This window comes from Halapricum desulfuricans (assembly GCF_017094465.1).
Classification (GTDB): Archaea; Halobacteriota; Halobacteria; order Halobacteriales; family Haloarculaceae; genus Halapricum.
This window is the reverse complement of record NZ_CP064791.1, coordinates 2,547,129-2,572,029: the sequence shown is the minus strand read 5'-3', so window position 1 is coordinate 2,572,029 and position 24,901 is coordinate 2,547,129. Positions and strand designations below refer to the sequence as shown.

Annotated in this window: 29 protein-coding genes; 14 read left to right on the top strand and 15 right to left on the bottom strand. The window is 65.0% G+C overall.

Annotation, left to right across the window (positions count from 1 at the left end):
- Window positions 1-27 precede the first annotated feature (27 nt).
- The gene (locus HSEST_RS13125) at window positions 28-789 is read right to left on the bottom strand and encodes a helix-turn-helix domain-containing protein (RefSeq protein ID WP_229121411.1); all 762 of its coding nucleotides are present in this window, start codon (window positions 787-789) and stop codon (window positions 28-30) included.
- 105 nt (window positions 790-894) lie between these two features.
- On the opposite strand from HSEST_RS13125, the gene HSEST_RS13120 reads away from it, so the two are divergent.
- Window positions 895-1,638, top strand: a complete 744-nt coding sequence (locus HSEST_RS13120) for a DNA polymerase sliding clamp (RefSeq protein WP_229123005.1) — start codon at window positions 895-897, stop codon at window positions 1,636-1,638.
- Between the two features lie 47 nt (window positions 1,639-1,685).
- Here HSEST_RS13120 and HSEST_RS13115 read toward each other — a convergent pair whose 3' ends face one another.
- Together HSEST_RS13115 and HSEST_RS13110 are read right to left on the bottom strand one after the other, a co-directional pair.
- Window positions 1,686-2,243, bottom strand: coding sequence for a magnesium transporter (locus HSEST_RS13115; protein ID WP_229121410.1), 558 nt, complete (start codon window positions 2,241-2,243; stop codon window positions 1,686-1,688).
- A gap of 1 nt (window position 2,244) precedes the next feature.
- The gene (locus HSEST_RS13110; protein WP_229121409.1) at window positions 2,245-2,823 is read right to left on the bottom strand and encodes a magnesium transporter; all 579 of its coding nucleotides are present in this window, start codon (window positions 2,821-2,823) and stop codon (window positions 2,245-2,247) included.
- Between the two features lie 130 nt (window positions 2,824-2,953).
- Here HSEST_RS13110 and HSEST_RS13105 point away from each other — a divergent pair, with 130 nt between their 5' ends.
- Genes HSEST_RS13105 through HSEST_RS13090 form a run of 4 tightly spaced genes read left to right on the top strand, consistent with a single transcriptional unit; the run spans window position 2,954 to window position 5,379 of the window.
- Window positions 2,954-3,355 carry a hypothetical protein gene (locus HSEST_RS13105; RefSeq protein ID WP_229121408.1) on the top strand — a complete coding sequence of 134 codons (402 nt, stop codon included), beginning with the start codon at window positions 2,954-2,956 and terminating at the stop codon, window positions 3,353-3,355.
- A gap of 10 nt (window positions 3,356-3,365) precedes the next feature.
- The gene (locus HSEST_RS13100) at window positions 3,366-3,608 is read left to right on the top strand and encodes a sulfurtransferase TusA family protein (protein ID WP_229121407.1); all 243 of its coding nucleotides are present in this window, start codon (window positions 3,366-3,368) and stop codon (window positions 3,606-3,608) included.
- 39 nt (window positions 3,609-3,647) lie between these two features.
- Complete coding sequence (locus HSEST_RS13095; protein WP_229121406.1) at window positions 3,648-4,790, top strand: NAD(P)/FAD-dependent oxidoreductase; 1,143 nt, start codon at window positions 3,648-3,650, stop codon at window positions 4,788-4,790.
- A gap of 1 nt (window position 4,791) precedes the next feature.
- Complete coding sequence (locus HSEST_RS13090; protein WP_229121405.1) at window positions 4,792-5,379, top strand: DUF1641 domain-containing protein; 588 nt, start codon at window positions 4,792-4,794, stop codon at window positions 5,377-5,379.
- Between the two features lie 8 nt (window positions 5,380-5,387).
- On the opposite strand, the gene HSEST_RS13085 is transcribed toward HSEST_RS13090, so the two are convergent.
- Window positions 5,388-6,011, bottom strand: coding sequence for a riboflavin synthase (locus HSEST_RS13085; protein WP_229121404.1), 624 nt, complete (start codon window positions 6,009-6,011; stop codon window positions 5,388-5,390).
- 109 nt (window positions 6,012-6,120) lie between these two features.
- Between HSEST_RS13085 and HSEST_RS13080 the strand changes: the two genes are divergently transcribed.
- A complete protein-coding gene (locus HSEST_RS13080; protein ID WP_229121403.1) occupies window positions 6,121-6,366 on the top strand; it encodes a DUF7533 family protein in 246 nt (81 codons plus the stop codon).
- Window positions 6,367-6,372: 6 nt separating this feature from the next.
- On the opposite strand, the gene HSEST_RS13075 is transcribed toward HSEST_RS13080, so the two are convergent.
- The 3 genes from HSEST_RS13075 to HSEST_RS13065 form a co-directional block, all read right to left on the bottom strand.
- Window positions 6,373-6,801: an Hsp20/alpha crystallin family protein gene (locus HSEST_RS13075; protein ID WP_229121402.1), complete on the bottom strand. Its 429-nt coding sequence runs from the start codon at window positions 6,799-6,801 to the stop codon at window positions 6,373-6,375.
- Window positions 6,802-6,865: 64 nt separating this feature from the next.
- The gene (gene pheA / locus HSEST_RS13070) at window positions 6,866-7,672 is read right to left on the bottom strand and encodes a prephenate dehydratase (protein WP_229121401.1); all 807 of its coding nucleotides are present in this window, start codon (window positions 7,670-7,672) and stop codon (window positions 6,866-6,868) included.
- A 40-nt stretch (window positions 7,673-7,712) separates the two neighbouring features.
- Window positions 7,713-8,018, bottom strand: coding sequence for a hypothetical protein (locus HSEST_RS13065; protein ID WP_229121400.1), 306 nt, complete (start codon window positions 8,016-8,018; stop codon window positions 7,713-7,715).
- 763 nt (window positions 8,019-8,781) lie between these two features.
- Between HSEST_RS13065 and HSEST_RS13060 the strand changes: the two genes are divergently transcribed.
- Window positions 8,782-9,123: a polymer-forming cytoskeletal protein gene (locus HSEST_RS13060; protein ID WP_229121399.1), complete on the top strand. Its 342-nt coding sequence runs from the start codon at window positions 8,782-8,784 to the stop codon at window positions 9,121-9,123.
- On the opposite strand, the gene rtcA is transcribed toward HSEST_RS13060, so the two are convergent.
- Entirely contained in the window at window positions 9,095-10,177 is a 1,083-nt protein-coding gene (gene rtcA / locus HSEST_RS13055; RefSeq protein ID WP_229121398.1) for an RNA 3'-terminal phosphate cyclase, read from the bottom strand. The genes HSEST_RS13060 and rtcA overlap by 29 nt on opposite strands.
- Window positions 10,178-10,207: 30 nt before the next feature.
- On the opposite strand from rtcA, the gene HSEST_RS13050 reads away from it, so the two are divergent.
- A complete protein-coding gene (locus HSEST_RS13050; protein ID WP_229121397.1) occupies window positions 10,208-10,624 on the top strand; it encodes a hypothetical protein in 417 nt (138 codons plus the stop codon).
- A gap of 36 nt (window positions 10,625-10,660) precedes the next feature.
- Here HSEST_RS13050 and HSEST_RS13045 read toward each other — a convergent pair whose 3' ends face one another.
- The 5 genes from HSEST_RS13045 to HSEST_RS13025 all read right to left on the bottom strand — a co-directional run bounded on the left by HSEST_RS13045 (window position 10,661) and on the right by HSEST_RS13025 (window position 14,958).
- Window positions 10,661-11,035 (bottom strand): hypothetical protein, encoded by a 375-nt coding sequence (locus HSEST_RS13045; protein ID WP_229121396.1) that lies wholly within the window; start codon window positions 11,033-11,035, stop codon window positions 10,661-10,663.
- A complete protein-coding gene (locus HSEST_RS13040; RefSeq protein WP_229121395.1) occupies window positions 11,032-11,664 on the bottom strand; it encodes a DUF998 domain-containing protein in 633 nt (210 codons plus the stop codon). The genes HSEST_RS13045 and HSEST_RS13040 overlap by 4 nt, the downstream gene beginning before the upstream one ends.
- A 106-nt stretch (window positions 11,665-11,770) precedes the next feature.
- Complete coding sequence (locus HSEST_RS13035; RefSeq protein WP_229121394.1) at window positions 11,771-12,604, bottom strand: ABC transporter permease subunit; 834 nt, start codon at window positions 12,602-12,604, stop codon at window positions 11,771-11,773.
- Window positions 12,601-13,587 (bottom strand): ABC transporter ATP-binding protein, encoded by a 987-nt coding sequence (locus HSEST_RS13030; RefSeq protein ID WP_229121393.1) that lies wholly within the window; start codon window positions 13,585-13,587, stop codon window positions 12,601-12,603. Before HSEST_RS13030 ends, HSEST_RS13035 begins: the two co-directional genes overlap by 4 nt.
- Before the next feature lie 183 nt (window positions 13,588-13,770).
- Window positions 13,771-14,958 (bottom strand): redox-regulated ATPase YchF, encoded by a 1,188-nt coding sequence (locus HSEST_RS13025; protein ID WP_229121392.1) that lies wholly within the window; start codon window positions 14,956-14,958, stop codon window positions 13,771-13,773.
- A 175-nt stretch (window positions 14,959-15,133) separates the two neighbouring features.
- On the opposite strand from HSEST_RS13025, the gene HSEST_RS13020 reads away from it, so the two are divergent.
- Entirely contained in the window at window positions 15,134-15,685 is a 552-nt protein-coding gene (locus tag HSEST_RS13020; protein ID WP_229121391.1) for an isopentenyl-diphosphate Delta-isomerase, read from the top strand.
- A gap of 27 nt (window positions 15,686-15,712) precedes the next feature.
- On the opposite strand, the gene HSEST_RS13015 is transcribed toward HSEST_RS13020, so the two are convergent.
- The gene (locus HSEST_RS13015; protein ID WP_229123004.1) at window positions 15,713-16,402 is read right to left on the bottom strand and encodes a phosphoribosyltransferase; all 690 of its coding nucleotides are present in this window, start codon (window positions 16,400-16,402) and stop codon (window positions 15,713-15,715) included.
- Between the two features lie 127 nt (window positions 16,403-16,529).
- Here HSEST_RS13015 and HSEST_RS13010 point away from each other — a divergent pair, with 127 nt between their 5' ends.
- The 4 genes from HSEST_RS13010 to HSEST_RS12995 all read left to right on the top strand — a co-directional run bounded on the left by HSEST_RS13010 (window position 16,530) and on the right by HSEST_RS12995 (window position 19,973).
- Entirely contained in the window at window positions 16,530-17,420 is an 891-nt protein-coding gene (locus tag HSEST_RS13010) for a PhzF family phenazine biosynthesis protein (RefSeq protein ID WP_229121390.1), read from the top strand.
- 85 nt (window positions 17,421-17,505) lie between these two features.
- The gene (gene mfnA / locus HSEST_RS13005; protein ID WP_267491935.1) at window positions 17,506-18,573 is read left to right on the top strand and encodes a tyrosine decarboxylase MfnA; all 1,068 of its coding nucleotides are present in this window, start codon (window positions 17,506-17,508) and stop codon (window positions 18,571-18,573) included.
- Window positions 18,574-18,691: 118 nt separating this feature from the next.
- Window positions 18,692-19,222 (top strand): YqaA family protein, encoded by a 531-nt coding sequence (locus HSEST_RS13000; RefSeq protein ID WP_229123003.1) that lies wholly within the window; start codon window positions 18,692-18,694, stop codon window positions 19,220-19,222.
- A gap of 76 nt (window positions 19,223-19,298) precedes the next feature.
- Window positions 19,299-19,973, top strand: coding sequence for a LiaF transmembrane domain-containing protein (locus tag HSEST_RS12995; protein ID WP_229121388.1), 675 nt, complete (start codon window positions 19,299-19,301; stop codon window positions 19,971-19,973).
- A gap of 36 nt (window positions 19,974-20,009) precedes the next feature.
- On the opposite strand, the gene thiC is transcribed toward HSEST_RS12995, so the two are convergent.
- Window positions 20,010-21,455, bottom strand: a complete 1,446-nt coding sequence (thiC, locus tag HSEST_RS12990; RefSeq protein ID WP_229121387.1) for a phosphomethylpyrimidine synthase ThiC — start codon at window positions 21,453-21,455, stop codon at window positions 20,010-20,012.
- A gap of 175 nt (window positions 21,456-21,630) precedes the next feature.
- Between thiC and carB the strand changes: the two genes are divergently transcribed.
- The gene (gene carB, locus HSEST_RS12985) at window positions 21,631-24,885 is read left to right on the top strand and encodes a carbamoyl-phosphate synthase large subunit (protein ID WP_229121386.1); all 3,255 of its coding nucleotides are present in this window, start codon (window positions 21,631-21,633) and stop codon (window positions 24,883-24,885) included.
- Window positions 24,886-24,901: the final 16 nt, after the last annotated feature.

Below are 24,901 nucleotides of genomic sequence, written 5' to 3'. Positions count from 1 at the left end.
GGCCTAGGGGCTTCGGATCGATAAGGGTTAGTTGGAATATTCCAACCCGCCGCCGGATCTCGGACCGGGAAGCTGCGATCCGCCCACGTATCGCCTCGCGAGGTACTGTTCGGCTCGCCGGAGTCGATAGGCGAGCGTCGACCGGGGCACGTCGAGGTGCTCGGCGAGTTCACCGACGTCGACCGCCCGCGGGGACTCGTAGTAGCCGTGTTCGACGGCCGCCCGGAGCGCGGCCTCCTGTTCGGGGGCGAGCCCGCTCGTGTCGCCCGGGTCCCCGGCCGCTCCCGGGGCCTCCGCAGTCCGCAGCATCTCCAGTTGTGCGCAGTCGCCGACGGCCGCTTCGAGATCCTCGAAGAAGGCGGTCACGTCGCCCGACCCGGAGTGGATGATCCGCCACGTGTAGTGGCGACCCTCGTGGCGGGTCTCGAACAGCAGGCCGTCGCCGAGGTGCGTGCGAGCGATGTGCGGCACGGAGATGCAGGTCGGGGAGCGCTCCCACCGGGAGTACAGCACGAGCGCGTCGTCGGTGTGTTCGAGCACCTCGGTCGTCTGGGTCGCTCCGCAGTCCTCGGTCGCCAGGCAGTCGGCGTAGTAGTCGGCGTCGAGAAACGCCGCGGCGGTCGCATCCAGGGCCTCGGGCGAACCCGTCGCGTGATCGACCCGCCAGAGCCGGTCGTCGGTGGCGTGCAGCGACAGCGAGCGGATCCGGGCGTCCGGGTGTTCGGCCAGGGCGTCGGCCACCCTGTTGCACCCCGGCTCGTACTCGAGGGCAAAGGCGAGTTCGCGCATGTGGCGTCTACGACGTGGCGCCGGATAGTACTCACGCCCACCGTCCGCACGGACGCGCACGTAATGAGGGACTTTTTAATGAATGGGAGCGTAGCCGGGTTCAAGATGTTCAACGCGATCGTCAGCGCCGACACGCTGCAGGATACGCTGGACTCCGTCAGCGTGCTGGTCGAAGAGTGCAAGATCCACCTCGAAGCGGACGGGCTGGAGATCCGGGCGGTCGATCCCGCCAACGTCGGGATGGTCGATCTCTCGCTGAGCGCCGCGGCCTTCGAATCCTACGAGACGGACGGTGGCCTCATCGGCGTCAACCTCTCGCGGCTCGAGGACATCGCGGGCATGGCCGACTCCGATCAGTTGATCCACCTCGAACTCGACGAGGAGACCCGCAAGCTCCACATCGCTATCGACGGGCTGGAGTACACGCTGGCGCTGATCAACCCCGACTCGATCCGCCAGGAACCGGACCTGCCCGATCTGGACCTGCCCGCCGAGATCGTCCTCGAAGGCCGGGACATCGATCGTGCGGTCACGGCCTCGGACATGGTCTCCGATCACATCGAACTCGGTGTCGACGACACTGACGAACTGTTCTACGTCGACGCCGAGGGCGACACCGACGACGTGCATCTCGAACTCACCGCCGAGGATCTCATCGATCTCACTGCCGGGCCGGCCAGTTCGCTGTTCTCGCTGGACTATCTCAAGGACATGAACAAGGCCATCCCGAAAGACGCCGAGGTCACGGTCGAACTGGGCGAGGAGTTCCCCGTCAAGTTGCACTTCGAGATCGCCGAGGGGCAGGGCAACGTCACCTACATGCTCGCGCCGCGGGTCCAGAGCGACTAGGGCTGCCCGCACGCCGTTTCGGACGGGCTTACTCGACAGTGCTCTTCTCAGACGACCATTTTCACGACGCCGAACAGGACGACGACGCCCAGCACGTCACAGAGGTTCGTCACCACCGGGATGACGACGTCGTCGGGGTCCAGTCCGCGCCGGTATGCGACGTAGGTCGCGAGGGCGGTGACTACAATTGCCAGCAGCGCCAATACGGCACCGCTCAGCGACGAGACGAGCACGACCGTCCCCGGATCGAGCGCGGCACCGCCGGTCGCAACTGCCAGCAGCCAGGCGCCGCCGCCGACGACCGGAAAGACCGTCAGCGCCAGCGCGACCGTCGCGAGCGCGTTGCCGGCGAACGTTTCGTCGTCCGGTGTGAACGAGAGCGTTCCGAGGTGAAACGCCGTCGAGAGCCGGGCGGCCAGGACCGACCCGAGGTTGCCGGCCGTGCCGATCGTCACCGGGACGAGGATCAAAAGCGACGGGTATCTAAGCAGGTCGCCCTCGAAACTCCCCAGCACGAGCCCGCTGCCGATCTCGATGACGGTCAACACCAGCAAGACGGGGAGCATGGCGCGGGTAATCGCCCGAATCGTCCAGTCGGTCGGCACGTCAACCCCCTCCGAGCACGGCGACGGTCCGAACGGCGATCAATAGCGCGGCCATCCCGAAGACGTCCCCGGCCGTGGTGACGATCGGCCCGACGAGCGTGTCCGGGTTGTAGCCGCGGCGATAGCCCGCGAAGACGACGAGGACGACCGTCGTCGCGAGCGCGACCCCCGAGAGCAGGCCGGCCACGACGGCGATGGCAGCGAACGTCGCCAGCCCCGCGCCGGGACGCCCCAGGATCACCAGCGCGAGCGTCGCAACGACCGCCGCGAAGACGCTCGCGAGCAGTCCGTTCGTTATTGCGGCGGTGACGGCTCGAAGCAGTCGCTCGTCGGCCTCACTCACACGCGGTTCGAGCAACCCCTGGTGGAGTGCGGTCGCGATCCGTGCGCCCAGCGAGCCGTAGACGTTCCCCCGCGTCGCGAGCAGCGCCGGGACGAGTACGAGCAGTCCCTCGACGGCCTGCAGGTCGCTCCGCATCCCTCCGAGGACCACGCCTGCGATCAGACCACCGACGAGGCTGGCCGACAGCGCTGGTAACCCTTCACGGTAGGCCCCGATAGCGACCGACCGCCGTGTCATTGTCGGGTCCAAGTACCGCGACGGGCAAAAAACCGCACGCGATTTCGCTGACAGATGGGATTCTCACACTTTTGGAAATATAGCGCAATACTATTATATCCAGAAGCCTACGGTTGAGTGTGACCCAACGATGACGGGATACGCAATCGTCCTCGCTTCGGGCGAACTCGAACGTGTACAGGCAGTAAGTATGATCGGCTCGATCGCCGCGGCCTCGGAGACGCCGGTGCAGGTGTTCGCGACGATGAACGGTCTGACGGCCTTCGAGAAGGAGACCGTCGAGAACGGTGACTTCGACGTTGCCGGGCCCGCGGGCTACGCGATGCTCGAATCGGACGGCGACGAGGTGCCGATGTTTACAGAACAGCTCGAACGAGCGAAGAACCTCGGTCCGCTCGAAGTCTACGCTTGCGAGATGGTGATGGACCTGATGGATAACGAAATCGACGATTACGTCGATGTCTTCGATGGCGTGCTCGGCGTGTCGGGCTTCCTGCAGAAGGCGTCGGACAAACAGGTGCTGTTCGTCTAAGGTGAGCACAATGAGTGAATCCATTTCCCCCGACGTGACGGTCGACTCGCGTGGTGCAGCCTGTCCCGGTCCGCTGATGGACCTGATCGGCAAGGTCCAGGACGCTGATCCCGGGACCGTGATCGAACTCCAGACCAGCGACAGCGGCTCCAAGGGCGACGTGCCCGAGTGGGTCGAGGAAGCGGGCCACGAGTTGCTGGACACCGTCGAACACGACGACTACTGGAGTCTCTACGTGGAGAAGACAGAATAGTATTGTAATGATTATACAATATCGTGTGGTGAAATACAGATGACAGAACGGATCGTCATCGTCGGTGGCGGCACGGGCGGCACGGTGCTTGCCAACCGACTCGCCGAACGGCTCGAACCGGAACTGGAGACAGACGACGTCGAGATCGTGTTGATCAACGACGGCGAGAAGCAGTTCTACAAACCGGCGTATCTGTACATCCCCTTCGGAAAGAAGGAGGTCTCGGAGGCGACCAAGCCGATCCCCGATCTGATCCCGCGGGCGGTCGACTTCCGGGTCGACCGCGTCGAGCGCATCGACACCGACCGCAAACAGGTAACACTCGCATCAGGCGGCGGGCTTGCGTACGATCATCTCGTGGTGGCGACGGGTTCGAACCTCGTCCCCGAGGAGACGCCCGGGCTGGTCGAAGGCGGACACCACTTTTACGGGCCAGAGGGTGCAGAGGCACTTCGGGAGGAACTCGTCGAGTTCCGCGAGGGCCACATCGTCCTCAGCGTGATCGGCGTACCACACATGTGTCCGGCTGCACCCGTCGAGTTCACGCTGATGGTCGACGACTGGCTGCGCAAGCGCGGGCTCCGCGAGGACGTCGAGATCACCTACACCTACCCCATCCAGCGCGCTCACGGACTGCAGTCGATCGCCGACTGGGTCACTCCGATCTTCGAGGAGCGCGACATCAACCTGGAGACGTTCTTCAACGTCCAGGAGGTCGATCCGGACACCCAGACTCTCGAAACGATGGAGGGCAAGTCCCTCGAATACGACCTGCTCGTCGGGATCCCGCCCCACGACGGGAGCGACCTCGTCCGCGAGGCCGGTCTCGGTGACGACGGCTGGGTCGCGGTCGACCAGCACACCCTGGAGGCAGAACACGCCGAGGACGTCTACGCCGTCGGCGACGCCGCGGACATCCCGACCTCGAAAGCGGGCAGCGTCGCCCACTACGCGGCCGGAACGGTCGCCGACCGGATCTCGTCCCGCGTTCGAGACCAGCAACCCGTCACGACGTTCGACGGGAAGACGGTCTGCTTCATCGAGACCGGGATGGACGAGGCCACGTTCGTCTCCTTCGACTACGGCTCCGAACCGACGATGCGTGAACCCTCGAAGCCGATCCACTGGTCGAAACTGGGCTACAACGAGTCCTACTGGCTGACTGCCAGGGGGTTGATCTGAGATGAGCGACACGGAATCAATGCAGGCCGGCGAGGACTTCGAGGCGCTCGTCGAGGATAACCCCGAGGATGTTGCGGCCTTACTCGAACGCCTCGATACGGAGGGGACTGACGTCGCCGCACTGTTGAACGGGTCGAGCGAGGAGACAAACATCGACCTTGGTGCCGCAAGCGAGGCGTCGTCACCGCTCTCGGACGCGATCGACGGCAACGAGGCGGAACTGGCCGAGGGACTGGAATCCCTCGCGCAGATCCAGCGCACCGGCACGCTCGATGACCTGCTCGAACTGTCCCAGGTCGCTTCGCTGCTGATGGGCGCGATGGACGACGAGATGGTGATGAGCCTCTCGAACCTGGCCTCTGAGCTGGGCGGCGTCGCCGATACGGCTGCCGAGGAGGACATCTCGCGCGGACTCGAAGACGTCCTGCACTCCGTCGGTGACGTCAGCGAGGAAGAGCCCGAACCGGTCGGCGCGATCGGCTTCGCGAAGGCACTACGTGACCCCGAGGTCAAGGCCGGCCTCGGCGTCGCGCTGGCGCTCGTGAAGGCACTCGGCCGAAACGTCGGCACTGTCGAAGACACCCGATAATATCCGTTTTATTCGTCAGTCGCCGTTTCGACCCAGCCGGGTTGTTGGTCGTCGGCTTCCAGAAGCCGCTCGACGTATTTGGCCATCACGTCCACTTCGATGTGGACCGGATCGCCGACAGATTTCTGCGAGAGCGTCGTCACCTCGTAGGTTTCCGGGATGATCGCCACCTCTATCGAATCCTCGTTACGGGCGGCGATCGTCAGCGAGATGCCGTCGATGGCGATCGAGCCCTTCTCGACGAGGTACTTGCCCTGTTCGTCGGGGATCGAGAAGGTGAACCGCCAGTCCTCGCCGACCCCCTCGATGTCGAGGATCTCGGCGGTGCCGTCGACGTGGCCCTGGACGAAGTGGCCGTCGAATCGCCCCTCCGCGGGCAGTGCGCGTTCGAGGTTGACGCCGTCGCCTTCCGCAAGTTGGCCGAAGAACGTCCGGTCGAGCGTCTCCTCGGCCAGAAACACCGAAAACCAGTCCTCGCCGTACTCCTCGACAGTCAGGCAGACGCCCTCGACGGCGATGCTCTGGCCCTGTTCGAGATCCGCAAACGGTGACTCGATAGTGAGCCGTCGCCCGCCGTCGGTGTCGTTGATCTCTGTGACTTCGCCCGTCGTCTCGACGATGCCGGTGAACATACTACCGCTTTCGGACGGGGTCGGCGAAAGGGTTGCCTTTCGTTCTCAGGCGCAGGGAACAGCGGTCCCAAGCGGTGTTCTTTTGCCGATCGGCAGCCAACACGAGCCGATGACAGCCAGTATCGTCGACACGGTCGGACGGATGGCGACCGCGATTCTCGTGGTGCCGGTCGTGGTGGCCGGCGCGAGTCTCCTCGCTAGCGGGCAGACCGGCACTGGTGGCCTATTGCTGGCGATCGCCGGCGTGATGGTTGCGATCTCCGAGTACGTCAAGCGGCCCAGCGACGTGCCTGGAACCGCCGCCCAGCGTGTGGCTGGCTGGGTCGCGAAGACGCCCGAGGAAGAAAACGAGTGATGGCCGTTATTCGACCGGGATCGACTGCCCCTCGTCGTCAGGGTGCTGTTTCTGCAGTGTGACCGTCAGGACGCCGTTCTCGTAGGCCGCGCTGGTTCCGTCTTCGGTGACCGGATCGGGGAGCCGCACCGATCGCTCGATCGATTCGTGGGACCGCTCGCTGCGGACGTAGATCCCCTCCTCGTGTTCTACTTCCCGTTCGCGCTCGGCGGCGATGTGGACTGTCCGCTCGTCCGGGAGCGTCACATCGATGTCTTCGGCATCGTATCCCGGAAGATCCACGATAACGACCAGTTGATCGTCCTCGTCACGGAGGTCGATCGCCGGTCCGGTCAACCCGCTGCCGAACTCGACGGGATCGATGTCCGCGAACTGCTTGCTCAGACGGTCGAACATCCGCTCGATGTCGTCGAAGGGGTCGGATCTGGACGGCATAGCTACCCGCTAGTACGCCCTCTCCGAACTTAATGTTGTTGTCGGTGGGTCAGAATTGCGGCGCCTAGTCGGAGACGACGTGCTCGGTATCGTACGAGCCGAGCCGTCGGACCCAGCCGTTCTCCGCCAGGGATTCGATCTCTTCGAGGGCGGCCTGCGTGCGATCCTCGTAGAGCCCGGCCTGGAAATCGACGTGAAAGACGTAATCGCCCAGTCGCTCCCCGCTCGGTCGCGATTCCAGCCGCGAGAGGTTGATGTCCCGCTCGGCGAACGGCTGTAACAGTTCCAGCAGGAGTCCGGGGTAATCGGAGTTCGGGTAGATGACGATCGAGGTCTTCCCGCCGGCCGGCGATCGCTCGTCGGCCCCTGCGATGGCCAGAAATCGCGTCGCGTTGGAGGTCTGGTCCTGAATGTCCGTCGCAAGAGTCTCTAGATCGCCCGCGTTATCGGGGTGAGCGATCGCAGCTACCGAGTCGTCCTCCCGCGCGCGCTCGACACCGCGTGCCGTCGACGCGACCGCTTCGAGTTCAACGTCCGGGTAGTGCTCCTCGAGATAGCCGCGACACTGGGCCAGCGCCTGCGCGTGGCTCGCGACGGTCTCGAAGTCACCGGTACGGGCCATCAGTGCGTGGCGGATCGGTGTGATGATCTCCTTGACGACCGCGATGTCGTACTCCGCCAGCGAGTCGAGGCTCTCGGTGACGCTGCCCTCGATGCTGTTCTCGATCGGAATGACGCCGCGATCGAACTCGTCGTTGGCGACGGCCTGGACGATATCGGTCACCGACTCGGTGAACGCGATGTCATCGGAGACCGACTGTGCCGCCCGGTGGGAATACGTCCCGCTCGGTCCCAGCGTGAGCGTCTGCATACGTTTCGATAGGTCACACCACGTCAAAAACCGCCCGGTGTCACCCAAGTAGTACAATCCCCCCAGCAGTCATGTATGCGCCGACCAGTCCGCCGACGGCCCCGATCGCCAGCAGGGCCCGATCGGACAGGTCCGGTGGCGATAGCCGGTCCGATCCCGCGATCACGAGCCCGCCGATCACCACCAGTGTCGTCCCCATCACCAACTGCAGCAGCGACACGACCGGGAGCTGCGAACCGCCGACGTACTGCCCGACACCGTAGCTCAAGTTCCCGATCCCGAGTATCGACACGCCGATCCCGTAGATCCGGCGCGGCGACGCTGCTGCACGCAGTGGAAACGCCATATCCGCCCATTCGCGTGGCTGCTGTTAAACACTCCTCTTGCTGTCCTCTTTCTCGCCCATTCAAGTAGTATATCTTATATCGCTATATAGAATCGTCAGTCGCCGGCTTCGTGATTCCTCCGATCGGGCCTGGTCGGCTCATCAGAGAGAATCCCGACGCTGGGGCCTCGCGCGAACCGCCTACCCCCGAGCTGCCCTTTCCATTCCGGAAAGTGGATCTGGCGACGTTGGCGCAACTGCTGGATGGCTCATCGGAGTCTGGCTCGCGCCCCGATCGCCCGCCCGTTTGCAGCCGCCGCCCCTTTCCTGGCCGAGTCGATCACGGGATCTGCTCGTGCGGTGTGGCTGTTTCTGCCATCTGTTCCGTGGCTCCATACCCGGTCGGTAGTAGTCGCGTACTACCGCAATCGAACGCAGTGGTATCGTCACGAGTCGCGGCGTTCGCTTGAGACACTCTCCGAGTATAGTCGCACCTTCGAGCGCGTTCCGTCCGCCTCGCCCGGGGCTCCTCCTCTGCTCCGAGACCGCTCCGATCGTCCTCGCTGCCACAGCCCGTGCCACCGTGTCGCTGTTGTTGTGGCTCCCGTGGCCGCCTCGCCCGGAGCAGCGGTCGCAGGCTTTCGACGGCCGGAGCGGTCTCTGTCGCTTCGACTCCACTGTCGATTCACCTGCGTTGGCCACATTCTATATAGCGGCTGTTGGTTTACGCTCTCTCGAGCGGCCCGGACTGACCTTTATATATTTTCGTGAGGGAATCGGAGGTATGCAGCGACAGAGAGCGATTAGCGGGAGTGCCGTCTTGCTGGTGGCGATCGCAGTCGTCGCGGGGACGTTCTCCGGCGTCGCGGCGGCCGAAACCAGGAGTGGCGGGACAGTTGTCGTCGAGGAGGGAGAGACGGTCGACGGGTTGTCGACGTTCAGTGGGACGGTCATCGTCCGCGGGACGATCGACGGGAACCTCGACGGGGCCGCCGGATCGGTCGTGATCGAGGAGTCGGGCGTGGTCACCGGTGACGCGACGCTCGGCGGGGATTCGATCCGGCTTGCGGCGACAGCAAACGTCGGCGGGGAGGATGTCAATCCGCGGAATCACCCGACGAAGTGAGTGTCACGGTGCCACCTTCCGATTCGAGAGAGACGTCGTATCCGAACTCGGCGAGCAGCGATCGGTGCGTCCGGACGTGATCGGTCGCCTCCGGGATCGCGATCCGTCCGCCGGCGAGCGCAAGAAACACGAGCAGCTGATCGGCCATGTGTCGGTCGACGGCCGCCCGAGTCCCGTGGAACCGCTCGAAGTCGTCGACCGCCATGTCCGCGACCGTCTCGGACGGACGACCGGGCTCGCCCAGCGCGTCGAAGCCGGCGAGCGTCCGGTCGTATCGCGCCCGGACCGTGATCGACGACCCAGTCGAGTCCGTCTCGACGTACTCGACAGCACGCTCACCCAGCGGAACGTCGGCCGCGTCGAGTCGGTCACTGGCGCGGTCCGCCTGCCGGTCCGCCACGTCGCTGTCTTCGAGATCGGTCGAGGCCTTCGAGTAGACATCGACCGCCGCCAGCGAGCCGCGCTCGTCCAGTTCGATGGGGGACAGCGACGACGGCGACAGCCGGAACGTGACCTCGCCGCCGCCCGCCGGGTAGTAGCCGACGCTACTGCGTTCGAGGGCCGCGTCCAGTCCGAACCGCGCGAGCAGCGGGAGCTTCACGTGGCGGACGTACGCAACTGGCGGCGACCATTTGACATCAGTCCCGCCGGTCGCAGTCACCGTGAGCGGCGCGTCGATCGCCGTCGCCAGCGGCAGGACCGCATCGAGCAACAGCGTCGCGCTGCCGGCAGTCGGGATGTCGGCCGAGAGCGTTTGCGTGCGGGACTCGCCAGGTTCGAAGACCAGCGTCTCCGAGTCGAGTCGGGCCCCTTCGAGATCGGCGTCACAGTAGTCGGCGAGCAGCTCGACCGCCGCGAGGTGCTGGGGTCGGAGCCCCGGGTCGGGGCGCGAGCCGCGGATCGACTCGAACCGGAGGGGCGTATCGGTCCGCACCGCGAGCGCCAGCCCCGTCCGGAGAAGCTGCCCGCCCCCGTTGGAACCGTCGATCGTGAGCATGTGTGAGCCATCGACGCCCAGCCGGGAAAGGGTTCGCGGAGACGAACCGAGGGGCATCTACAAGCCGGGTGGGGTCGAAGAACATGTATGTATCGCCGACGCATGCTGACCGTTCTCGGAGCCGGACTGGCAGCCGGTAGCTTCGCGGGCTGTGCCGACCCGGGTGAGCAGGCGACTTCGACGCCGACGCCCCGGCCGTCGAGACTCCGGATCCGCGTCGAGAACGAGAGCGACGAGATCCACGACGTTACGTTCCGATTGGACGTCCGGACCGCCGGGGCGGATCGCTACGAGTTCTTCAGGCTCACGGCTATCGAACCCGGAACGACCCGGGAAGCCGACCCGCGGGACCTGGAGGCGGGGACGTACGAACTGGCCGTCGAACTGCCGCTGGGGGCGACGACAATCGGGTGGGCCGGCCACGAATGCACCGAGAAGCTGGTCGTCGTCCGGTTCACCGAGGGCGCCACCGAGGTGAGCGGCCGCTGTCTCGACGGCGACTGACGTGTCGACGGGCGTCAGATCGAGCAGTGAGTCCGATCAGTTCCAGGGGCGCGAGGCGTGCAGCCAGGACGCGACCAGTGCAGCCACCCCAACCACGGCCGAAACGACGACGAGTCGCTCGAACGTGATGGCGGATTCGAGACCGAGGAAATCGGCGTATCGAACGGCGAGCAACAACACGACCGCGTAGCCGAAGCCGGCGGCCCCGCCAGCGACACCTCTGGCAGCGGGGCGCGTGCGTTCGTAGCGCCAGCCGACCAGTACGGCGACGGCAACGCCGGCGACGAGCCCGACCGGGAGACCGATTATCGCTGAGAACTCGTACGGGAGCGCCTCGATGACCGACACCGCGACGAGAAGCGCGGTCGTGAATCCCGTGCCGAGCGCGATGGCGACGGTTCGACCGGTCATCGCGCCACTGACTCGTCCGCGCCGAGCAGGTAGCCGCCGAAGGCGACCAGCCAGATCATGACCGGATAGACGATCATCCGCTCGGTGCCGCCGTGGCCGATCGGGCCGAACGCGGCCGTGGTCCCGGCGTCACCGATTGCCATGAGGACGAGGAAGGCCAGGCCGATCGCGCCAGCCAGGATCGAGAGCACGCGCATCGGACCGTCGAGCCACGTCGCGGTTCCGATCGCCTGAACGTTGAAGAACAGGAACGCGACGAGTGCGAACAGTCCGTGGGCGTCGCTGGCATCGAGCGGGACGAGCCCGGTCCCGACCGCACCGATGCCGGCAAGCACGAACAGCGACAGGAGCCACCGCTTGCCGTGGGTCCGGTAGAAGTACACGCCCCCGAGGACGTTGAGCGCGCCCACGAGGACGAGCGAGCCGTTGAACAAAAGCGCCGTCTCCGGGAACACGCCCAGGTCGCTGATCGCGCCGGCCCCGAAGTCGTAGTCGGGTGCCATCGCGGCCGCCAGCATGATAGCGGTCATGAACTGGGCCGAGAGCACGAGGAAGAACGCACCGGCACGTCGGTGAGGTGTGGCCAGCGACTCGCGAACCGGGACCGTGTCAGAAACTATCTCGTTCATATAATTTCACGTCTATATAGATGTTTGGAGAGACGATAGCTTTGTACGATGATTCTCACCTCGTGCATGGGAGCGGACAACCGATACTATCTGGAAAAAATAAAATCTAGAGATCGGCGCGGTTGTAGCGCAGGTAGCCGACGACGACGGGAACGATGCCCCAGATCCCGAGGACGACCAGGCTGGACCACTGCGAGAGGTACCACGGACCGGCACCGCTCATCGAGCCCGTGAGGACGCCACCGACGGCGTTCAGGTAGGCTGAGCTGGGTGGCATGCTCGCGAGGAACGCGACCCAGTCGGGCATCGCCGCGCCGCTGAACAGGCCCGGGGGGACCTGAAAGCCGTTGGCGACGAACCAGGCACCGAGCGGAACGATGTCCCAGGCGAACTCCAGGAACACGAGCGCGAGCACGCTGAGCGTGGCTGCCCTGGCGGTCGAGGTGGTGCTGGCCGAGATGCCGACGTAGAAGGCCACGTAGACCAGCACGAACAGCAGCGTCACCAGCCCGAACAGGACGTAGTCGGCGGCCGAGAAGCTCACGTCGCCCACGAAGACGACAGCGAGCATCGCGACCAGCCCGACCAGGACAGGAATCGCCAGCACGAGCGACCTGCCGACGATTTTCCCGAGAACGACGTCACCGCGGGTGTGCGGCAGGCTCAACAGGAGCTTGCCCGAGCCGGACTCGGCTTCACCGGCGATCGACTTGTACGCGACGACGAGCGCCGCGACGGCGACGAACAGCGCCACGGGAGCTGACAGGAACGTCATCAGCCCCATCGTCGAGACCTCCTCGTCCGCCGTGACCTCGGGCACGAACGCGTAGAGGCCGGCGAACAGCAACGCCAGCAGGAGGAACGTCGCCGAAAGCCCCCACAGCGATCGCGACCGGCGAGCGTCGTTGAAGTCCTTGCGTGCGATGACGGTCCAGCTCATTGGGCCACCTCCGCAGAGTCAGCCTCGGTGTCCGGTTGGGCTGCAGCATTCTGCATAGCGTCGGTCTCGTCACGCCCTGGTTCCGTCGTGAACTGCGCGAACAGTTCCTCCAGGGACGTCTCGGCGGTCGAGAAATCCAGCACCTCGGCGCCCGCGGATTCGAGCACGTCGAGGATCGCGGTCTTGCTGCCGTTCTCGATCCGGACGGTGACGGTCGTTCCGGTGGCGGTCACGCTGTGGACGCCCTCGAGCACCTCGATAGCCGCGATCGAGTCTTCGGGCACGGCGTCGACGCGAATCGTCAGTTGCGTGGCCGTCCCGGCGGTGTCGCGCAGTCCCTCGATGGTGTCGACGGTGACGATCCGACCCTCGTTGAGGATCGCGACGCGATCACAGATGGCCTCGACCTGTTCGAGAATGTGCGAGGAGAAAAACACCGTCGCGCCGCGTTCGTTCTCTTCGCGGATGAGTTGTCGCATCTCGCGGGCCCCGTTTGGGTCCAGCCCGGTCGAAGGCTCGTCGAGAATCAGGATCTCGGGCTCGCCGACCAGTGCCATCGCGAGGACGAGCCGCTGGCGCATCCCCTTTGAGTAGCCGCCAGCGGGCCGGTCGGCCGCGTCGGCGATACCGACCCGCTCCAGCAGGGCCAGCGGATCGTCGTCGGTCTCCTTGGAGTCGATCGCGAACTGGACGTGCTGGCGACCGGTCAGCCGGCCGTAGACCTGGTAGGCGTCCGGCAGGACGCCGGTTCGTCGCCGAATCTCGAGGGTGTCTTCCTGAGCGTCCCTGCCGAGAACGCTCGCCGCGCCGGCCGTCGGACGGACGAAGTCCAGCAAGGTGTCGATGGTCGTCGACTTGCCGGCCCCGTTGGGTCCGAGAAACCCGAATATCTCGCCCGCTTCGACAGTGAGATCGACGCCGTCGAGCGCGACCACGTCTCCGAAGTGCTTGGTCAAGCCTGTAAGTTCAATAGCAGATGCCATACCATATAGACCACTTGTTAGTATATAAATACGTACTATAGTCGAACGGCGTATTTCGTGCCTACCAGGGCCTCAAATAGCATTTCTCGACAATTATTATCGGATATTCAAACTCGAAGGGTCGACAGAAGGAGCTGAAGTATTCGGTATGTCATACGAGAATTGTGTGCCGAGGCCGGCCGCCTAGTTCGTCGTGGTGATCTCGATCACGTCGCGATGATCGAGTTCCGTGTCAGCACCGACCTGCCGGCCCGAGCGGATGTCGTGGGCGTGGAGGAACCCGTCGCCGATGTCCGAGTGGAGGAAATACGCGAAGTCCTCGGCAGTCGATCGATCCGGGAGGACGAAACAGTCCTGTAAGAAGGTGCCGTCGTCCTGTGGACTGTTCGCGCCCGGGAAGACGGCGATCGCGCCGAGTTCCTCGAACAGCGCGGTCTCCAGGACCTCCTGGACGCCCGTCCCGCCGTAGGCGTTGACGAACTCCCGGATCCGTTCGAGACCGGCGGCCTTCGCCTCGGGAAGGTCCGCCGTCACCTCAAAGTCCTCGTCCCCGGGCCGATACTCGAGCACGCCCCGCTCGTCGCCCTGCTTCAGCGCCTTCTCGGCGTGGGCCGAGACCGGGACGAACGTCAGGTGCTCGTACTCGGGATCGGACGTGACCCGCTCCCAGTTGTCCCGTGCGGCCTCGGTGTCCATCTTGTTGGCCGCGATCACCATCGGCTTGGTCCGGATCCGGATCTCCCGGGCCAGCGCCTCGCGATCGGTCGCGTCCCAGGTGTCGGGATCGAGTGCCAGATCCAGCGTGAGGATGACCTGCTTGACCTCGTCTTCGGTGATCCCGAACGCCGACAGCTGCTCGGCCAGATCGGCTTCGATGTCCCGTTCCGCGCCGTCATAGCCGGTGTGATAGCGATCGATCCCCTTCTCCAGGACGTCGAGATACCACATGTCGAGTTCGTTCTCCAGGAAATCGATGTCCTCGCGGGGGTCGTGATCGTCGGTCGGCTCGCCTTCGAGGTCGGTCTCGCCGGTGAAATCGACCACGTGGACGAGTACGTCAGTCTCGTTCAGATCCGAGAGGAACTGGTTGCCAAGCCCCTTCCCCTCGTGGGCGCCGGGGACGAGTCCGGCCACGTCGACCAGTTTCGTCGGGACGAACCGGACGCCCTCGGCACAGTAGCCGTGGTTCGGCGTGCAGGTGTGGCCGAGTTCCGGGGCAGCACACTCGACGCGGACGTAGGCCTCGCCGACCGAGGGGTCGATCGTCGTGAAGGGATAGGCTCCTTCCGGGACGTCGTTCATCGTCGCGGCGTTGAAGAACGTGGACTTGCCCACCGATGGTTTGCCCACGAGACCGATCTTGTAGCTCATTGGAACACACCAGTCGAATCACTGGCTAAAACGTTCGGAAACGAGCGCTCGGCGCGTGTAACTCCCACACACAGTTGGGCAGAGACCCCGCACAGTATGGACACGAACGGGCGCGCGAAAGAGGGGTGTCGAAAGTCGAAGACTGTTTCAAGTCACACTCCCACGTGATAGCTATATGAGCACGGACGACACCCACGAGAACGCAGCACAGGACGTCATCGCCGTCGACGCCGACGACAACGCCGAAGGGCTGGTCAATCGGCTGGACGCCCACACCGGTGACGGGATCCGCCACCGCGCGTTCACCGCACTGCTGTTCGACCAGGACGGAAACGTCCTGCTGGCCCAGCGCGCGCCCGAAAAACGCCTGTGGGGCACCCACTGGGACGGGACGGTCGCCTCCCACCCTCGCGAGGGCCAGAGCCAGAAAGAGGCGACCCGGATCCGCCTGGAAGAGGAACTCGGGATCACGCCCGACCAGTACGAGAATCTCCGGGTCACCGACCGCTTTGAGTACAAACGCTTCTTCGAGAACGCCGGCGTCGAACACGAGGTCTGTGCAGTCCTGCAGGCGACGCTCACCGACACGACCTTCGATCCCGATCCCGAGGAGGTCGCAGGGCTACTGTGGGCCCCCTACGAGCGCCTCCAGGACAACCCCGAACAGTACCGCCAGCTCCGGCTCTGCCCGTGGTTCGAGATCGCGATGCGCCGCGACGGAGAGTGACGAAGGCACCTCCGGACGCCGCGCTCGTCAGGCCAGTCGCCACTCGTCGCCGACCGCCTCGATCACGCCACGGCGCTCCATCTCCGAGAGCACCTCGTCGAGGCGGTCGGGCTGAGCGATCTCCATCTCGATGCGTTCTATCTCGTGGTACTCCCGGAGCGCGTTTCGGATGTCGTCCTTCCGAAAGGTCTCCGTGTCGGATTTAGACATCACACCCTCGATCAACTCGACCATGTCCTCGATGAAGTTCCAGGGGTAGACGATCCAGGCCCACTCCTCTAAGCGCTCGCCGACGAAGTCGGGTTCGAACTCGCTGGTGCCGAGCAACTGCAGCGTCGCCGTCCGGACCGCACCGGGATCGCGCTCGCGGACGTATTCGGCGGCGTGGGCCATCGACTGGCCGGTGTCGGCGATGTCGTCGACGATCAGCACGTCCTTGCCCTCGACGGACCCCTCCGGCATCGGGTAGCGGACCTCCGGCTCGCCGGTGGCCTGAGCGGCCCCGACGTAGTGTTCGATCTTCAGGCTCGTCAGGTCGTCCAGGCCGAGGAAGTCACAGAGCGTCCGGCCGGCGAACCAGCCGCCGCGGGCCAGCGCGACGACGACGTCCGGCTCGAAGTCGTCGGCCTTGATCTCGTCGCTGACCTCGCGGGTGAGGCTGTAGATGTACTCCCAGTTCGTGATCGTACAGGGGAACTCGTCGGGCAGATCGGTCATCGGGTGGTCACTATCGGGGCCATCGGCCCGACCGGCCATTAACCCGACGGGTTCGGCCAACCACGGTATCGGACGCGAGTCTCCGGAAACGCCAACGATTAACCGCCCGGCCGACCCACCAACCGCCATGGACACGCGAAACGCGTTTCTCGTCGACGCCTTCACCGACGAGCCGACCAGCGGCAACCCCGCGGGCGTCCTCCCCGACGGGGACGGCCTGGACGCCGACCAGATGGGCGCGATCGCGAACGAACTCGGGGCGAGCGAGACCGCCTTCGTCCGCGAGAGCGAGGTCGCCGACCGGCAGCTCCGGTATTTCACGCCCGAGACGGAGGTCGATCTCTGCGGACACGCGACGATCGCCAGCCACGCGCTGCTGTACGAGCGAGGCGTGATCGACGACGGAAAACACACCGTAGAGACCGAGGCCGGCGTGCTCGATATCTCGATCGGCGAGGGCGGACTCGTCTGGATGACCCAGAACGACCCGACCGTGACCGAACTCGACGTCGACATCGAGCGAGTGGCCGACGCGCTGGGCGTCGGCGCCGAATCGATCAGGGCCGTGGGGCTGCCGATCGCCCGTACCTCGACCGGACTGCCCTTCCTCGCGGTGCCGGTCGAGTACTTCTCGGATCTCTCGGGGATGGAGCCGGAGATGCGGGCGATCGAACTGCTGTCCGAGGAGTACGACGCGACCGGAATCTACGCGTTCACCTTCGACACCCTCGAAGGCGAGTCGACGCTGCACGGACGGATGTTCGCCCCGGGCGCGGGCGTCGAGGAAGACCCGGTGACGGGAACGGCAAGCGGCGCAGTCGGGGCCTATCTTGACCGGCTGGGCGCGCTGGACGAGACCGCCGCGATGACGTTCGAACAGGGACACTTCCTGGGCCGACCCGGAACCGTCTCGGTCAGCATCGGGGCCGAGGTCAAGGTCGGCGGCCGAGCCGTCACGACACTGGAAGGCTCGATCGTCGTCCCCGAAAGCGACGACGACGATATAATCGAGGCCTAACGCGGCGAGCCGCTGTTCGGGATCCTCAACGGTTTATACGCCGAAAACGACCGATAGCGCAACTCCTATACCGAAGAAAGACGAACTGATAGTCAGTATGCAGCGGGTCGAGTCGGTGCCGCAGGACTTCAATCGAGTGCTGTCCTCGATGTGTACGGAGCCACATCCGGCGGCCCGACAGGCGGCGGAACGGTTTCTCGCGACGAACCCGGGCGATCCGGCCACCTATCAGGAAGTCGCCGACCTGGAACGGGAAGCGGTGGATATGCTCGGAACCGTAACGGGACTGCCGGAGCCGGCGGGCTACATCACGAGCGGCGGGACCGAAGCGAACATCCAGGCCGTCCGGATCGCGCGGGACCGCGCCGACACCGACGATCCGAACGTCGTCGTCCCGACACACGCCCACTTCAGTTTCTGGAAAGCCGCGGATCTCCTCGGGGTCGAACTCCGGACGGCGCCCGCGAGCGACCACCGGGCCGATCTGGACGCGATGGCCGAGTTGATCGACGACGATACCGTCCTCGTGGTCGGCGTGGCGGGGTCGACGGAGTACGGCTACGTCGATCCGATCCCGGAACTGGCCAGCACGGCCCACGGCGCCGACGCGCTCGTCCACGTCGACGCCGCCTGGGGCGGGTTTTACCTGCCCTTTACCGAACACCAGTGGCACTTCGGACACGCCGACGTCGACACCATGACCATCGATCCCCACAAGGTCGGCCAGGCCGCGGTGCCCGCGGGCGGACTGCTCGCACGCTCGCCGACACTGCTCGACGAACTGTCGATCGACACGCCCTACCTGGAGTCGACCAAGCAAGTGACGCTCACTGGGACGCGGTCGGGGGCGGGCGTCGCGAGCGCCGTCGCCGCCATGGACGCGCTGTGGCCGGACGGGTACCGCGAGCAGTATCACCGCTCGATGGACAACGCCCGATGGCTGGCCGAGGAACTGGCCCAGCGAGGTTACGACGTGGTCGAACCGGAGTTGCCACTGGTCGCGGCCGACGTGTCGCTCCCGCTGGTCGAGAAACTCCGCGACCGGGGCTGGCGCGTTGCCAAAACCGGCTCCGACGAACTCCGGGTCGTCTGTATGCCCCACGTTACCCGGTCGATGTTGCGGTCGTTCGTCGCCGATCTCGACTGGTACTGATACTACCGGCTGTGAGTCGCTGACCGAGTTTGCCGAACCGAAACCGGTAGGTTTTAGCGTCCTATGCGACCCAGTGACTACCGTGCCCGTCGAACTGGTTCCCGTCCTCGCGAGTGGTATGCTTGAGGGGGTGTACGCCGCGACCGAAGAGGCTGTCAGGACCGCGACCGGCCCGATCGGGCTCGTGTTGATCGGTATCTATTCGTTTCTGATCGCGTTCGTCCTACCACTGCCCAGCGAGATCGTGCTCGCGCCCGCCGAGTCGATGCGTCTCGGGCTTCCCCTCAGCGCTACGACGGGACTGATCGTCCTCGTCAGTGGCCTCGGGAAAGCGGCCGGCAGCGTCTTCGCGTTCCACATTGGCCAGGAAGCCAAACAGTCGGGACCGATCATCAGGTTCGTCCGGCGTTCGCGGTTCGACATCGTCGAGTGGTCCGAAAAGACCGCCGTCCAGCTCGCGCAGGAGTACGGCTACATCGGGCTCGCGCTCGCGCTGTCGGTCCCGGGCTTTCCCGATACCATCTCGATCTACGCGTTTTCGGTACTGGAGAAAGACTACGTCCGGTTCGCGGCCGCGACCTTCGCCGGAAGTGTCGGTCGGCTCCTCGTGACGATCGTCGGGTTCGCCAGCGTGACCGCACTGCTGTGACGGCCGGAACGACAGCCACCCGCATGCCATCTTGTCACTCAGGTACACTTATCGCTTCTGCGATCGTCTATATCGTATGCAAACGCGTCGCATCTCTTCACAGTCAGTACTCGGAGCGCTCGTGATCGTGATCGGACTCGCACTCTTAGCGGAGACGACGGGATACGCCGACGTCAGCGTGTTCTGGACGTACGTGCCGTCGCTGTTCGTCCTGCTGGGGCTGTTCACACTGGTCGCCAGCGGGTTCCGGAACGTCGTCGGGCCGGTGATCGTCGTCGCCGTCGCAAGCGCGTGGCAGCTCGTCGCCCTGGAGTATCTCACGGCCGAGGAAGTCATCCAGCTGTGGCCGCTCGCGATCGTCCTGTTTGGTCTGTCGATCGTGCTGGGACAATACCGCTCGCGGGTCAAGACCGTCGATGGATCGTATGTCAGCGGACTGGGCGTGTTCGGCGGATCCGAGAAGCGAGCGTCGAAACTGTTCACTGGCGGCACGCTGACGGCGCTGTTCGGCGGCGCGTCGCTGGATCTACGCGATACGACGCTCGAGGACCGCCCGGTGACCATCGCCGCGACGGCCGCGTTCGGCGGCGTCGACATCATCGTCCCCCGCGAATGGAACGTCACGCTCGACGTCCTGCCGATCTTCGGTGGGGCGAGCGACGATCGGCTCCGGACGGAACACGAACACGATGACGTCGATCTGATCGTGACCGGATTCGCCGTGTTCGGCGGCGTCACGGTCAAAGACTGACCGATACCGCCCCGAAACAGAGTTACATGGGCCGTATCAATCGTCGGCGTGACACTCGGGGGTGAAGGTGACACCGTCAATCTCAATCTCGTCGGGGACGCCGCTGGTGTCGTGGGTGCCGACCGGCGGCTGGTTCACCTCGGCCGCCTCCGAGTCCGCGAGATCGGTTCCTGACTCAAGGGTCTCCATCTCGCCGCCCCCGGTTCGAGCGTCCTGATCGATCCGCATCGAGCAGAACTCGACGCCGCACATCGAACAGAAGCGCGCTTCTTTGTAGTTGTCTCCCGGCAGCGTCTGATCGTGGTAGGTCTTGGCTCGCTGGGGGTCCAGTGCGAGATCGAACTGCTCGCGCCAGTCGAACTCGTAGCGGGCCTCGGAGACGGCGTCGTCCCAGTCCCGCGCACCGGGGAGGCCGTTTGCCACGTCCGCGGCGTGAGCCGCGATCCGGTAGGCCGCCAGCCCGTCCCGGACGTCTTCTTTGTCGGGCAGTCCGAGATGTTCTTTGGGAGTGACATAACACAGCATCGCCGCGCCGGCCCGGGCAGCCTCGGTCGCACCGATGGCGCTGGTGATGTGATCGTAGCCCGGTGCGACGTCCGTGACCAGCGGGCCGAGCACGTAGAAGGGCGCACCGCCGCAGACCTCCTGCTGGCGCCGAACGTTGTCGGCGATCTCATCCATCGGGACGTGGCCCGGGCCCTCGACCATAACCTGGACGCCGTGGTCCCAGGCAGTCCGGGTCAACTCCCCGAGTGTGTCCAGTTCCGCAAACTGGGCTTCGTCGGAGGCATCCGCGAGCGAACCGGGCCGGAGCCCGTCCCCGAGACTGAAAGTGACATCGTGCTCGGCAAAGATCTCACAGATCTCCTCGAAATGCGTATACAGCGGGTTCTCTGCGTCGTGGGCCTCGATCCACTGAGCGAGGATCGACCCACCACGGGAGACGATGCCCGTCTTCCGACCGTCCGTCAGCGGGAGATGTTCCTTTCGCACGCCCGCGTGGACCGTCATGTAATCGACCCCCTGCTCGGCCTGTTTTTCGATCACGTCGAGGAGGAGATCGGGCGTGAGATCCGCGGGCTCGTCGACGTGTGTGATCGCCTCGTAAATGGGAACGGTTCCGATGGGAACGGCCGAGTGTGCGATATGGGTCGAACGGATCCGATCGAGGTCCGACCCCGTCGAGAGATCCATCACCGTGTCCGCACCGTAGTGGACCGCGGTCTTGAGTTTCTCCAGTTCCGTCCCGAGATCGCTTGACTCCTCACTGTTGCCGATGTTGGCGTTGACCTTCGTCGCGAACTCCCGGCCGATGATCGTCGGATCGAGCGACTCGTGGTTGTGGTTTGCCGGAATCACTGCCTGACCCTCGGCGACTTGCTCGCGGACGAACTCGGGATCGCGGTTCTCCCGCTCGGCAACCCGTTCGATCGCGTCGGTGATCTCGCCGTCTCCGGCTCGCTGTAGCTGTGTCTGTGCCATGTACTATCGAGTTGTATTACTAAGTAATAAAATTCTCGACGACGCTGTAGGGGTCCCGCCGGGTCGAGGCCATCACCGAGTGTGACACCGGATGCCATTACGATTTCCGAAAATGGGTTTCGAGGTTCGTAATCTTTCGCCGGGCTTATTACGATGTACGGACTCCGGTGGGACAATGACAGACGACGAGAGACCGACGATCCTGCTGATCGGGAGCGGCCCGATCCAGATCGGACAGGCCGCGGAGTTCGACTATTCCGGCGCGCAGGCGTGTCGCGCACTCCAGGAGGAGGGCGCGCGGGTCGTGCTGGTCAACTCGAACCCGGCGACGATCATGACCGATCCGGAGATGGCCGACAAGGTGTATCTGGAGCCGATCGAGACCGAGCCCATCGCCGAGATCATCCGCAAGGAGCAGCCGGACGGCGTCATCGCCGGGCTGGGCGGTCAGACGGGGCTGAACGTCACTGCGGAACTCGCCGAGGAGGGCGTCCTCGAGGAACACGACGTCGAGGTCATGGGCACGCCGCTGGACACGATCTACGCGACCGAGGACCGCGAGCAGTTCCGCGACCGGATGCACAAGATCGACGAGCCGGTCCCCCAGTCGGTCACCATCGGGAGCATGGACGAGGTCGAGGACGCCGTCGAATCGGTCGGCGGGCTGCCGGTCATCATGCGCACGACCTACACCCTGGGGGGCGCGGGATCGGGCGTCATCGACGACATGGACGAACTCACGGAGGCCACCCGGAAGGGGCTACGTCTCTCGCGGAACGACGAGGTGATGATCACCGAGTCCATCGACGGCTGGGTCGAACTCGAGTACGAGGTGATGCGCGACGCCGACGACTCGACGATCATCATCTGCAACATGGAGAACATCGACCCGATGGGCATCCACACCGGCGAGTCGATCGTCGTCACGCCCAGCCAGGTCATCCCGGACAGGGGCCACCAGGAGATGCGCGACGCCGCGCTGAAGGTCATCCGGGAACTCGGCATCGAGGGCGGCTGTAACATCCAGTTCGCCTGGCACGACGACGGCACGCCCGGCGGCGAGTACCGCGTCGTCGAGGTCAACCCCCGCGTCTCTCGTTCCTCCGCTCTCGCATCGAAGGCGACCGGCTACCCGATCGCCCGCGTCACCGCGAAGGTCGCGATGGGCAAGCGCCTCCACGAGATCGAAAACGAGATCACCGGCGAGACGACCGCCGCCTTCGAGCCCGCGATCGACTACATCGTCACGAAGGTGCCGCGCTGGCCCAAAGACAAGTTCCGCGACGTGGAGTTCGAACTCGGCCCCGCGATGAAATCGACCGGCGAGGCGATGGCCATCGGACGGACGTTCCCCGAGAGCCTGCTGAAAGCCCTCCGGTCGAGCGAGTACGACCCCGCAGAGGACCTCGGAGAACTCGACGACGAAACGCTGGAGGCGGAGTATCTCGAACGCCCGACTCCGGACCGGACCTACGCGATCTTCGAGGCGTTCCAGCGCGGCTACGCCGTCGATGAGGTCGCGGCACTGACCGACATCAAGGAGTGGTATCTCGAACGCTACCAGGAGGTCGCCGAGGCCGCCGAGGACGCCGCCGCAGGCGACTTCTACACCGCCGGCCAGGCCGGGTTTACCGACCAGGAGATCACCGCTATCGCCGGCGGCGAGTTCAACGACACCCACCACTCCTGGCTGCCCGCGGACGTCGAGGGCGAGGACAGCGACGGGGCAGAGGCGACTGCCGATGGTGGGAGCGAGACGGCGAAGTCGTCTCGTCAAGACGGCGGTACCACCGCCGTCCCCGACACCGTCACCGTCGAGACCGTCGAGGCCGAGACCACCGACCGGGACTTCAAGCTGGTCGACACCTGTGCAGGGGAGTTCGAGGCGACGACGCCGTACTACTACTCGACGCGCGACCCGCTCTCGGGGATCGACCGGGACGAACTGCTGGTCGACCGTGACGTCGAGAGCGTCGTCGTGGTCGGGGGCGGCCCGATCCGCATCGGCCAGGGCGTGGAGTTCGACTACTGCTCGGTCCACGCGGTGCGCGCCCTGCGGGAGATGGGCATCGACGCCCACGTCGTCAACAACAATCCCGAAACTGTGTCGACGGACTACGACACCTCCGATGGCCTGTTCTTCGAACCGGTCACCGCCGAGGAGGTCGCCGATGTCATCGAGGCGACCAACGCCGACGGCGTGATGGTCCAGTTCGGCGGCCAGACCTCCGTCGACATCGGCCACCCGCTCGAGCAGGAACTGCAGCGTCGGGATCTCGACTGCGAGATTCTGGGGACCAGCGTCGACGCGATGGACCTGGCGGAGGACCGCGACCGGTTCAACCGTCTGATGGACGATCTGGGCATCGCCCAGGCAGAAGGGGGCTCGGCAACGAGCGAGGAAGAAGCGCTAGAACTGGCCCGCGAAATCGGCTATCCCGTGCTGGTACGCCCCTCCTATGTGCTGGGCGGCCGCGCGATGGACGTCGTCTACAACGACGAGGATCTGAAGACCTACATCGAGGAAGCCGTCCGGGTGAGTCCCGACAAGCCGATCCTCGTCGACGACTTCCTGGCCGACGCCACTGAACTGGATGTCGACGCCGTCGCCGACGGTGAGGACGTGCTGATCGGCGGCGTGATGGAGCACGTCGAGACCGCCGGGGTCCACTCCGGCGACTCCGCCTGCATGATCCCGCCGCGCAGTCAGGAGATCAAGGAGGTCATGCCACGCATCCGCGAGGTGACCGAGCAGATCGCGGACGCGCTGGATACGGTCGGCCTGCTGAACGTCCAGCTGGCGGTCCGTGACGGAACAGTGTACGTCCTCGAGGCGAACCCGCGCTCGTCCCGTACTGTGCCGTTCATCTCAAAGAGCACGGGCGTTCCGATCGCCAAGATCGCCGCACAGGTGATGACCGGCACAACACTCGAAGAGTTGGACATTCAAGAGCAGATCCCCGATCAGGTCTCGATCAAGGAGGTCGTGCTACCGTTCGACCGTCTGCCCGGCTCCGACCCGCGTCTCGGCCCGGAGATGAAATCCACCGGCGAGGTCATGGGCACTGCCGGCAGCTTCGGCAAGGCCTATCAGAAGGCTCAGATGGCCGTCGGCAAACCGATCCCCCTGGAGGGAACGGCGCTCGTCGATCTGCCGGTAATTGGGTTCGAAGAGCACTTCGAGACAGTCGATCTCGATGATTTCGAGGACACCGAGGCCGTCGTCGATGCGATTCAGGACGGCGAGATCGATCTCGTGCTCTCGCGCAACCGCGAGGTGCTGGAAGCCTGCGTCGAGGAGACCGTGACCTACTTCTCGACCATCGAGAGCGCCGAGGCGGTCCTGGAAGCGATCAACTCCGCCGACGAGCCGCTGAACGTCCAGGCCATCGGCGACCGCCCCAAAGACCAGCGCGAGTGGGGCAAGTAGCGACCCCACGACACCC

What these genes read in the sequence shown, in the direction of transcription:
- HSEST_RS13040 (WP_229121395.1), bottom strand. Translation starts at nt 11,664, where the DNA reads ATGAACGAGATAGTTTCTGACACGGTCCCGGTTCGCGAGTCGCTGGCC.
- HSEST_RS13035 (WP_229121394.1), bottom strand. Translation starts at nt 12,604, where the DNA reads ATGAGCTGGACCGTCATCGCACGCAAGGACTTCAACGACGCTCGCCGG.
- HSEST_RS13080 (WP_229121403.1), top strand. Translation starts at nt 6,121, where the DNA reads ATGACAGCCAGTATCGTCGACACGGTCGGACGGATGGCGACCGCGATT.
- HSEST_RS13110 (WP_229121409.1), bottom strand. Translation starts at nt 2,823, where the DNA reads ATGACACGGCGGTCGGTCGCTATCGGGGCCTACCGTGAAGGGTTACCA.
- HSEST_RS13010 (WP_229121390.1), top strand. Translation starts at nt 16,530, where the DNA reads ATGGACACGCGAAACGCGTTTCTCGTCGACGCCTTCACCGACGAGCCG.
- rtcA (WP_229121398.1), bottom strand. Translation starts at nt 10,177, where the DNA reads ATGCCCCTCGGTTCGTCTCCGCGAACCCTTTCCCGGCTGGGCGTCGAT.
- pheA (WP_229121401.1), bottom strand. Translation starts at nt 7,672, where the DNA reads ATGCAGACGCTCACGCTGGGACCGAGCGGGACGTATTCCCACCGGGCG.
- HSEST_RS13045 (WP_229121396.1), bottom strand. Translation starts at nt 11,035, where the DNA reads ATGACCGGTCGAACCGTCGCCATCGCGCTCGGCACGGGATTCACGACC.
- HSEST_RS13125 (WP_229121411.1), bottom strand. Translation starts at nt 789, where the DNA reads ATGCGCGAACTCGCCTTTGCCCTCGAGTACGAGCCGGGGTGCAACAGG.
- thiC (WP_229121387.1), bottom strand. Translation starts at nt 21,455, where the DNA reads ATGGCACAGACACAGCTACAGCGAGCCGGAGACGGCGAGATCACCGAC.
- HSEST_RS13015 (WP_229123004.1), bottom strand. Translation starts at nt 16,402, where the DNA reads ATGACCGATCTGCCCGACGAGTTCCCCTGTACGATCACGAACTGGGAG.
- HSEST_RS13060 (WP_229121399.1), top strand. Translation starts at nt 8,782, where the DNA reads ATGCAGCGACAGAGAGCGATTAGCGGGAGTGCCGTCTTGCTGGTGGCG.
- HSEST_RS13095 (WP_229121406.1), top strand. Translation starts at nt 3,648, where the DNA reads ATGACAGAACGGATCGTCATCGTCGGTGGCGGCACGGGCGGCACGGTG.
- carB (WP_229121386.1), top strand. Translation starts at nt 21,631, where the DNA reads ATGACAGACGACGAGAGACCGACGATCCTGCTGATCGGGAGCGGCCCG.
- HSEST_RS13090 (WP_229121405.1), top strand. Translation starts at nt 4,792, where the DNA reads ATGAGCGACACGGAATCAATGCAGGCCGGCGAGGACTTCGAGGCGCTC.
- HSEST_RS13065 (WP_229121400.1), bottom strand. Translation starts at nt 8,018, where the DNA reads ATGGCGTTTCCACTGCGTGCAGCAGCGTCGCCGCGCCGGATCTACGGG.
- HSEST_RS13105 (WP_229121408.1), top strand. Translation starts at nt 2,954, where the DNA reads ATGACGGGATACGCAATCGTCCTCGCTTCGGGCGAACTCGAACGTGTA.
- HSEST_RS13020 (WP_229121391.1), top strand. Translation starts at nt 15,134, where the DNA reads ATGAGCACGGACGACACCCACGAGAACGCAGCACAGGACGTCATCGCC.
- HSEST_RS12995 (WP_229121388.1), top strand. Translation starts at nt 19,299, where the DNA reads ATGCAAACGCGTCGCATCTCTTCACAGTCAGTACTCGGAGCGCTCGTG.
- HSEST_RS13025 (WP_229121392.1), bottom strand. Translation starts at nt 14,958, where the DNA reads ATGAGCTACAAGATCGGTCTCGTGGGCAAACCATCGGTGGGCAAGTCC.
- HSEST_RS13030 (WP_229121393.1), bottom strand. Translation starts at nt 13,587, where the DNA reads ATGGCATCTGCTATTGAACTTACAGGCTTGACCAAGCACTTCGGAGAC.
- HSEST_RS13000 (WP_229123003.1), top strand. Translation starts at nt 18,692, where the DNA reads ATGCTTGAGGGGGTGTACGCCGCGACCGAAGAGGCTGTCAGGACCGCG.
- HSEST_RS13120 (WP_229123005.1), top strand. Translation starts at nt 895, where the DNA reads ATGTTCAACGCGATCGTCAGCGCCGACACGCTGCAGGATACGCTGGAC.
- HSEST_RS13085 (WP_229121404.1), bottom strand. Translation starts at nt 6,011, where the DNA reads ATGTTCACCGGCATCGTCGAGACGACGGGCGAAGTCACAGAGATCAAC.
- HSEST_RS13050 (WP_229121397.1), top strand. Translation starts at nt 10,208, where the DNA reads ATGTATCGCCGACGCATGCTGACCGTTCTCGGAGCCGGACTGGCAGCC.
- HSEST_RS13075 (WP_229121402.1), bottom strand. Translation starts at nt 6,801, where the DNA reads ATGCCGTCCAGATCCGACCCCTTCGACGACATCGAGCGGATGTTCGAC.
- HSEST_RS13100 (WP_229121407.1), top strand. Translation starts at nt 3,366, where the DNA reads ATGAGTGAATCCATTTCCCCCGACGTGACGGTCGACTCGCGTGGTGCA.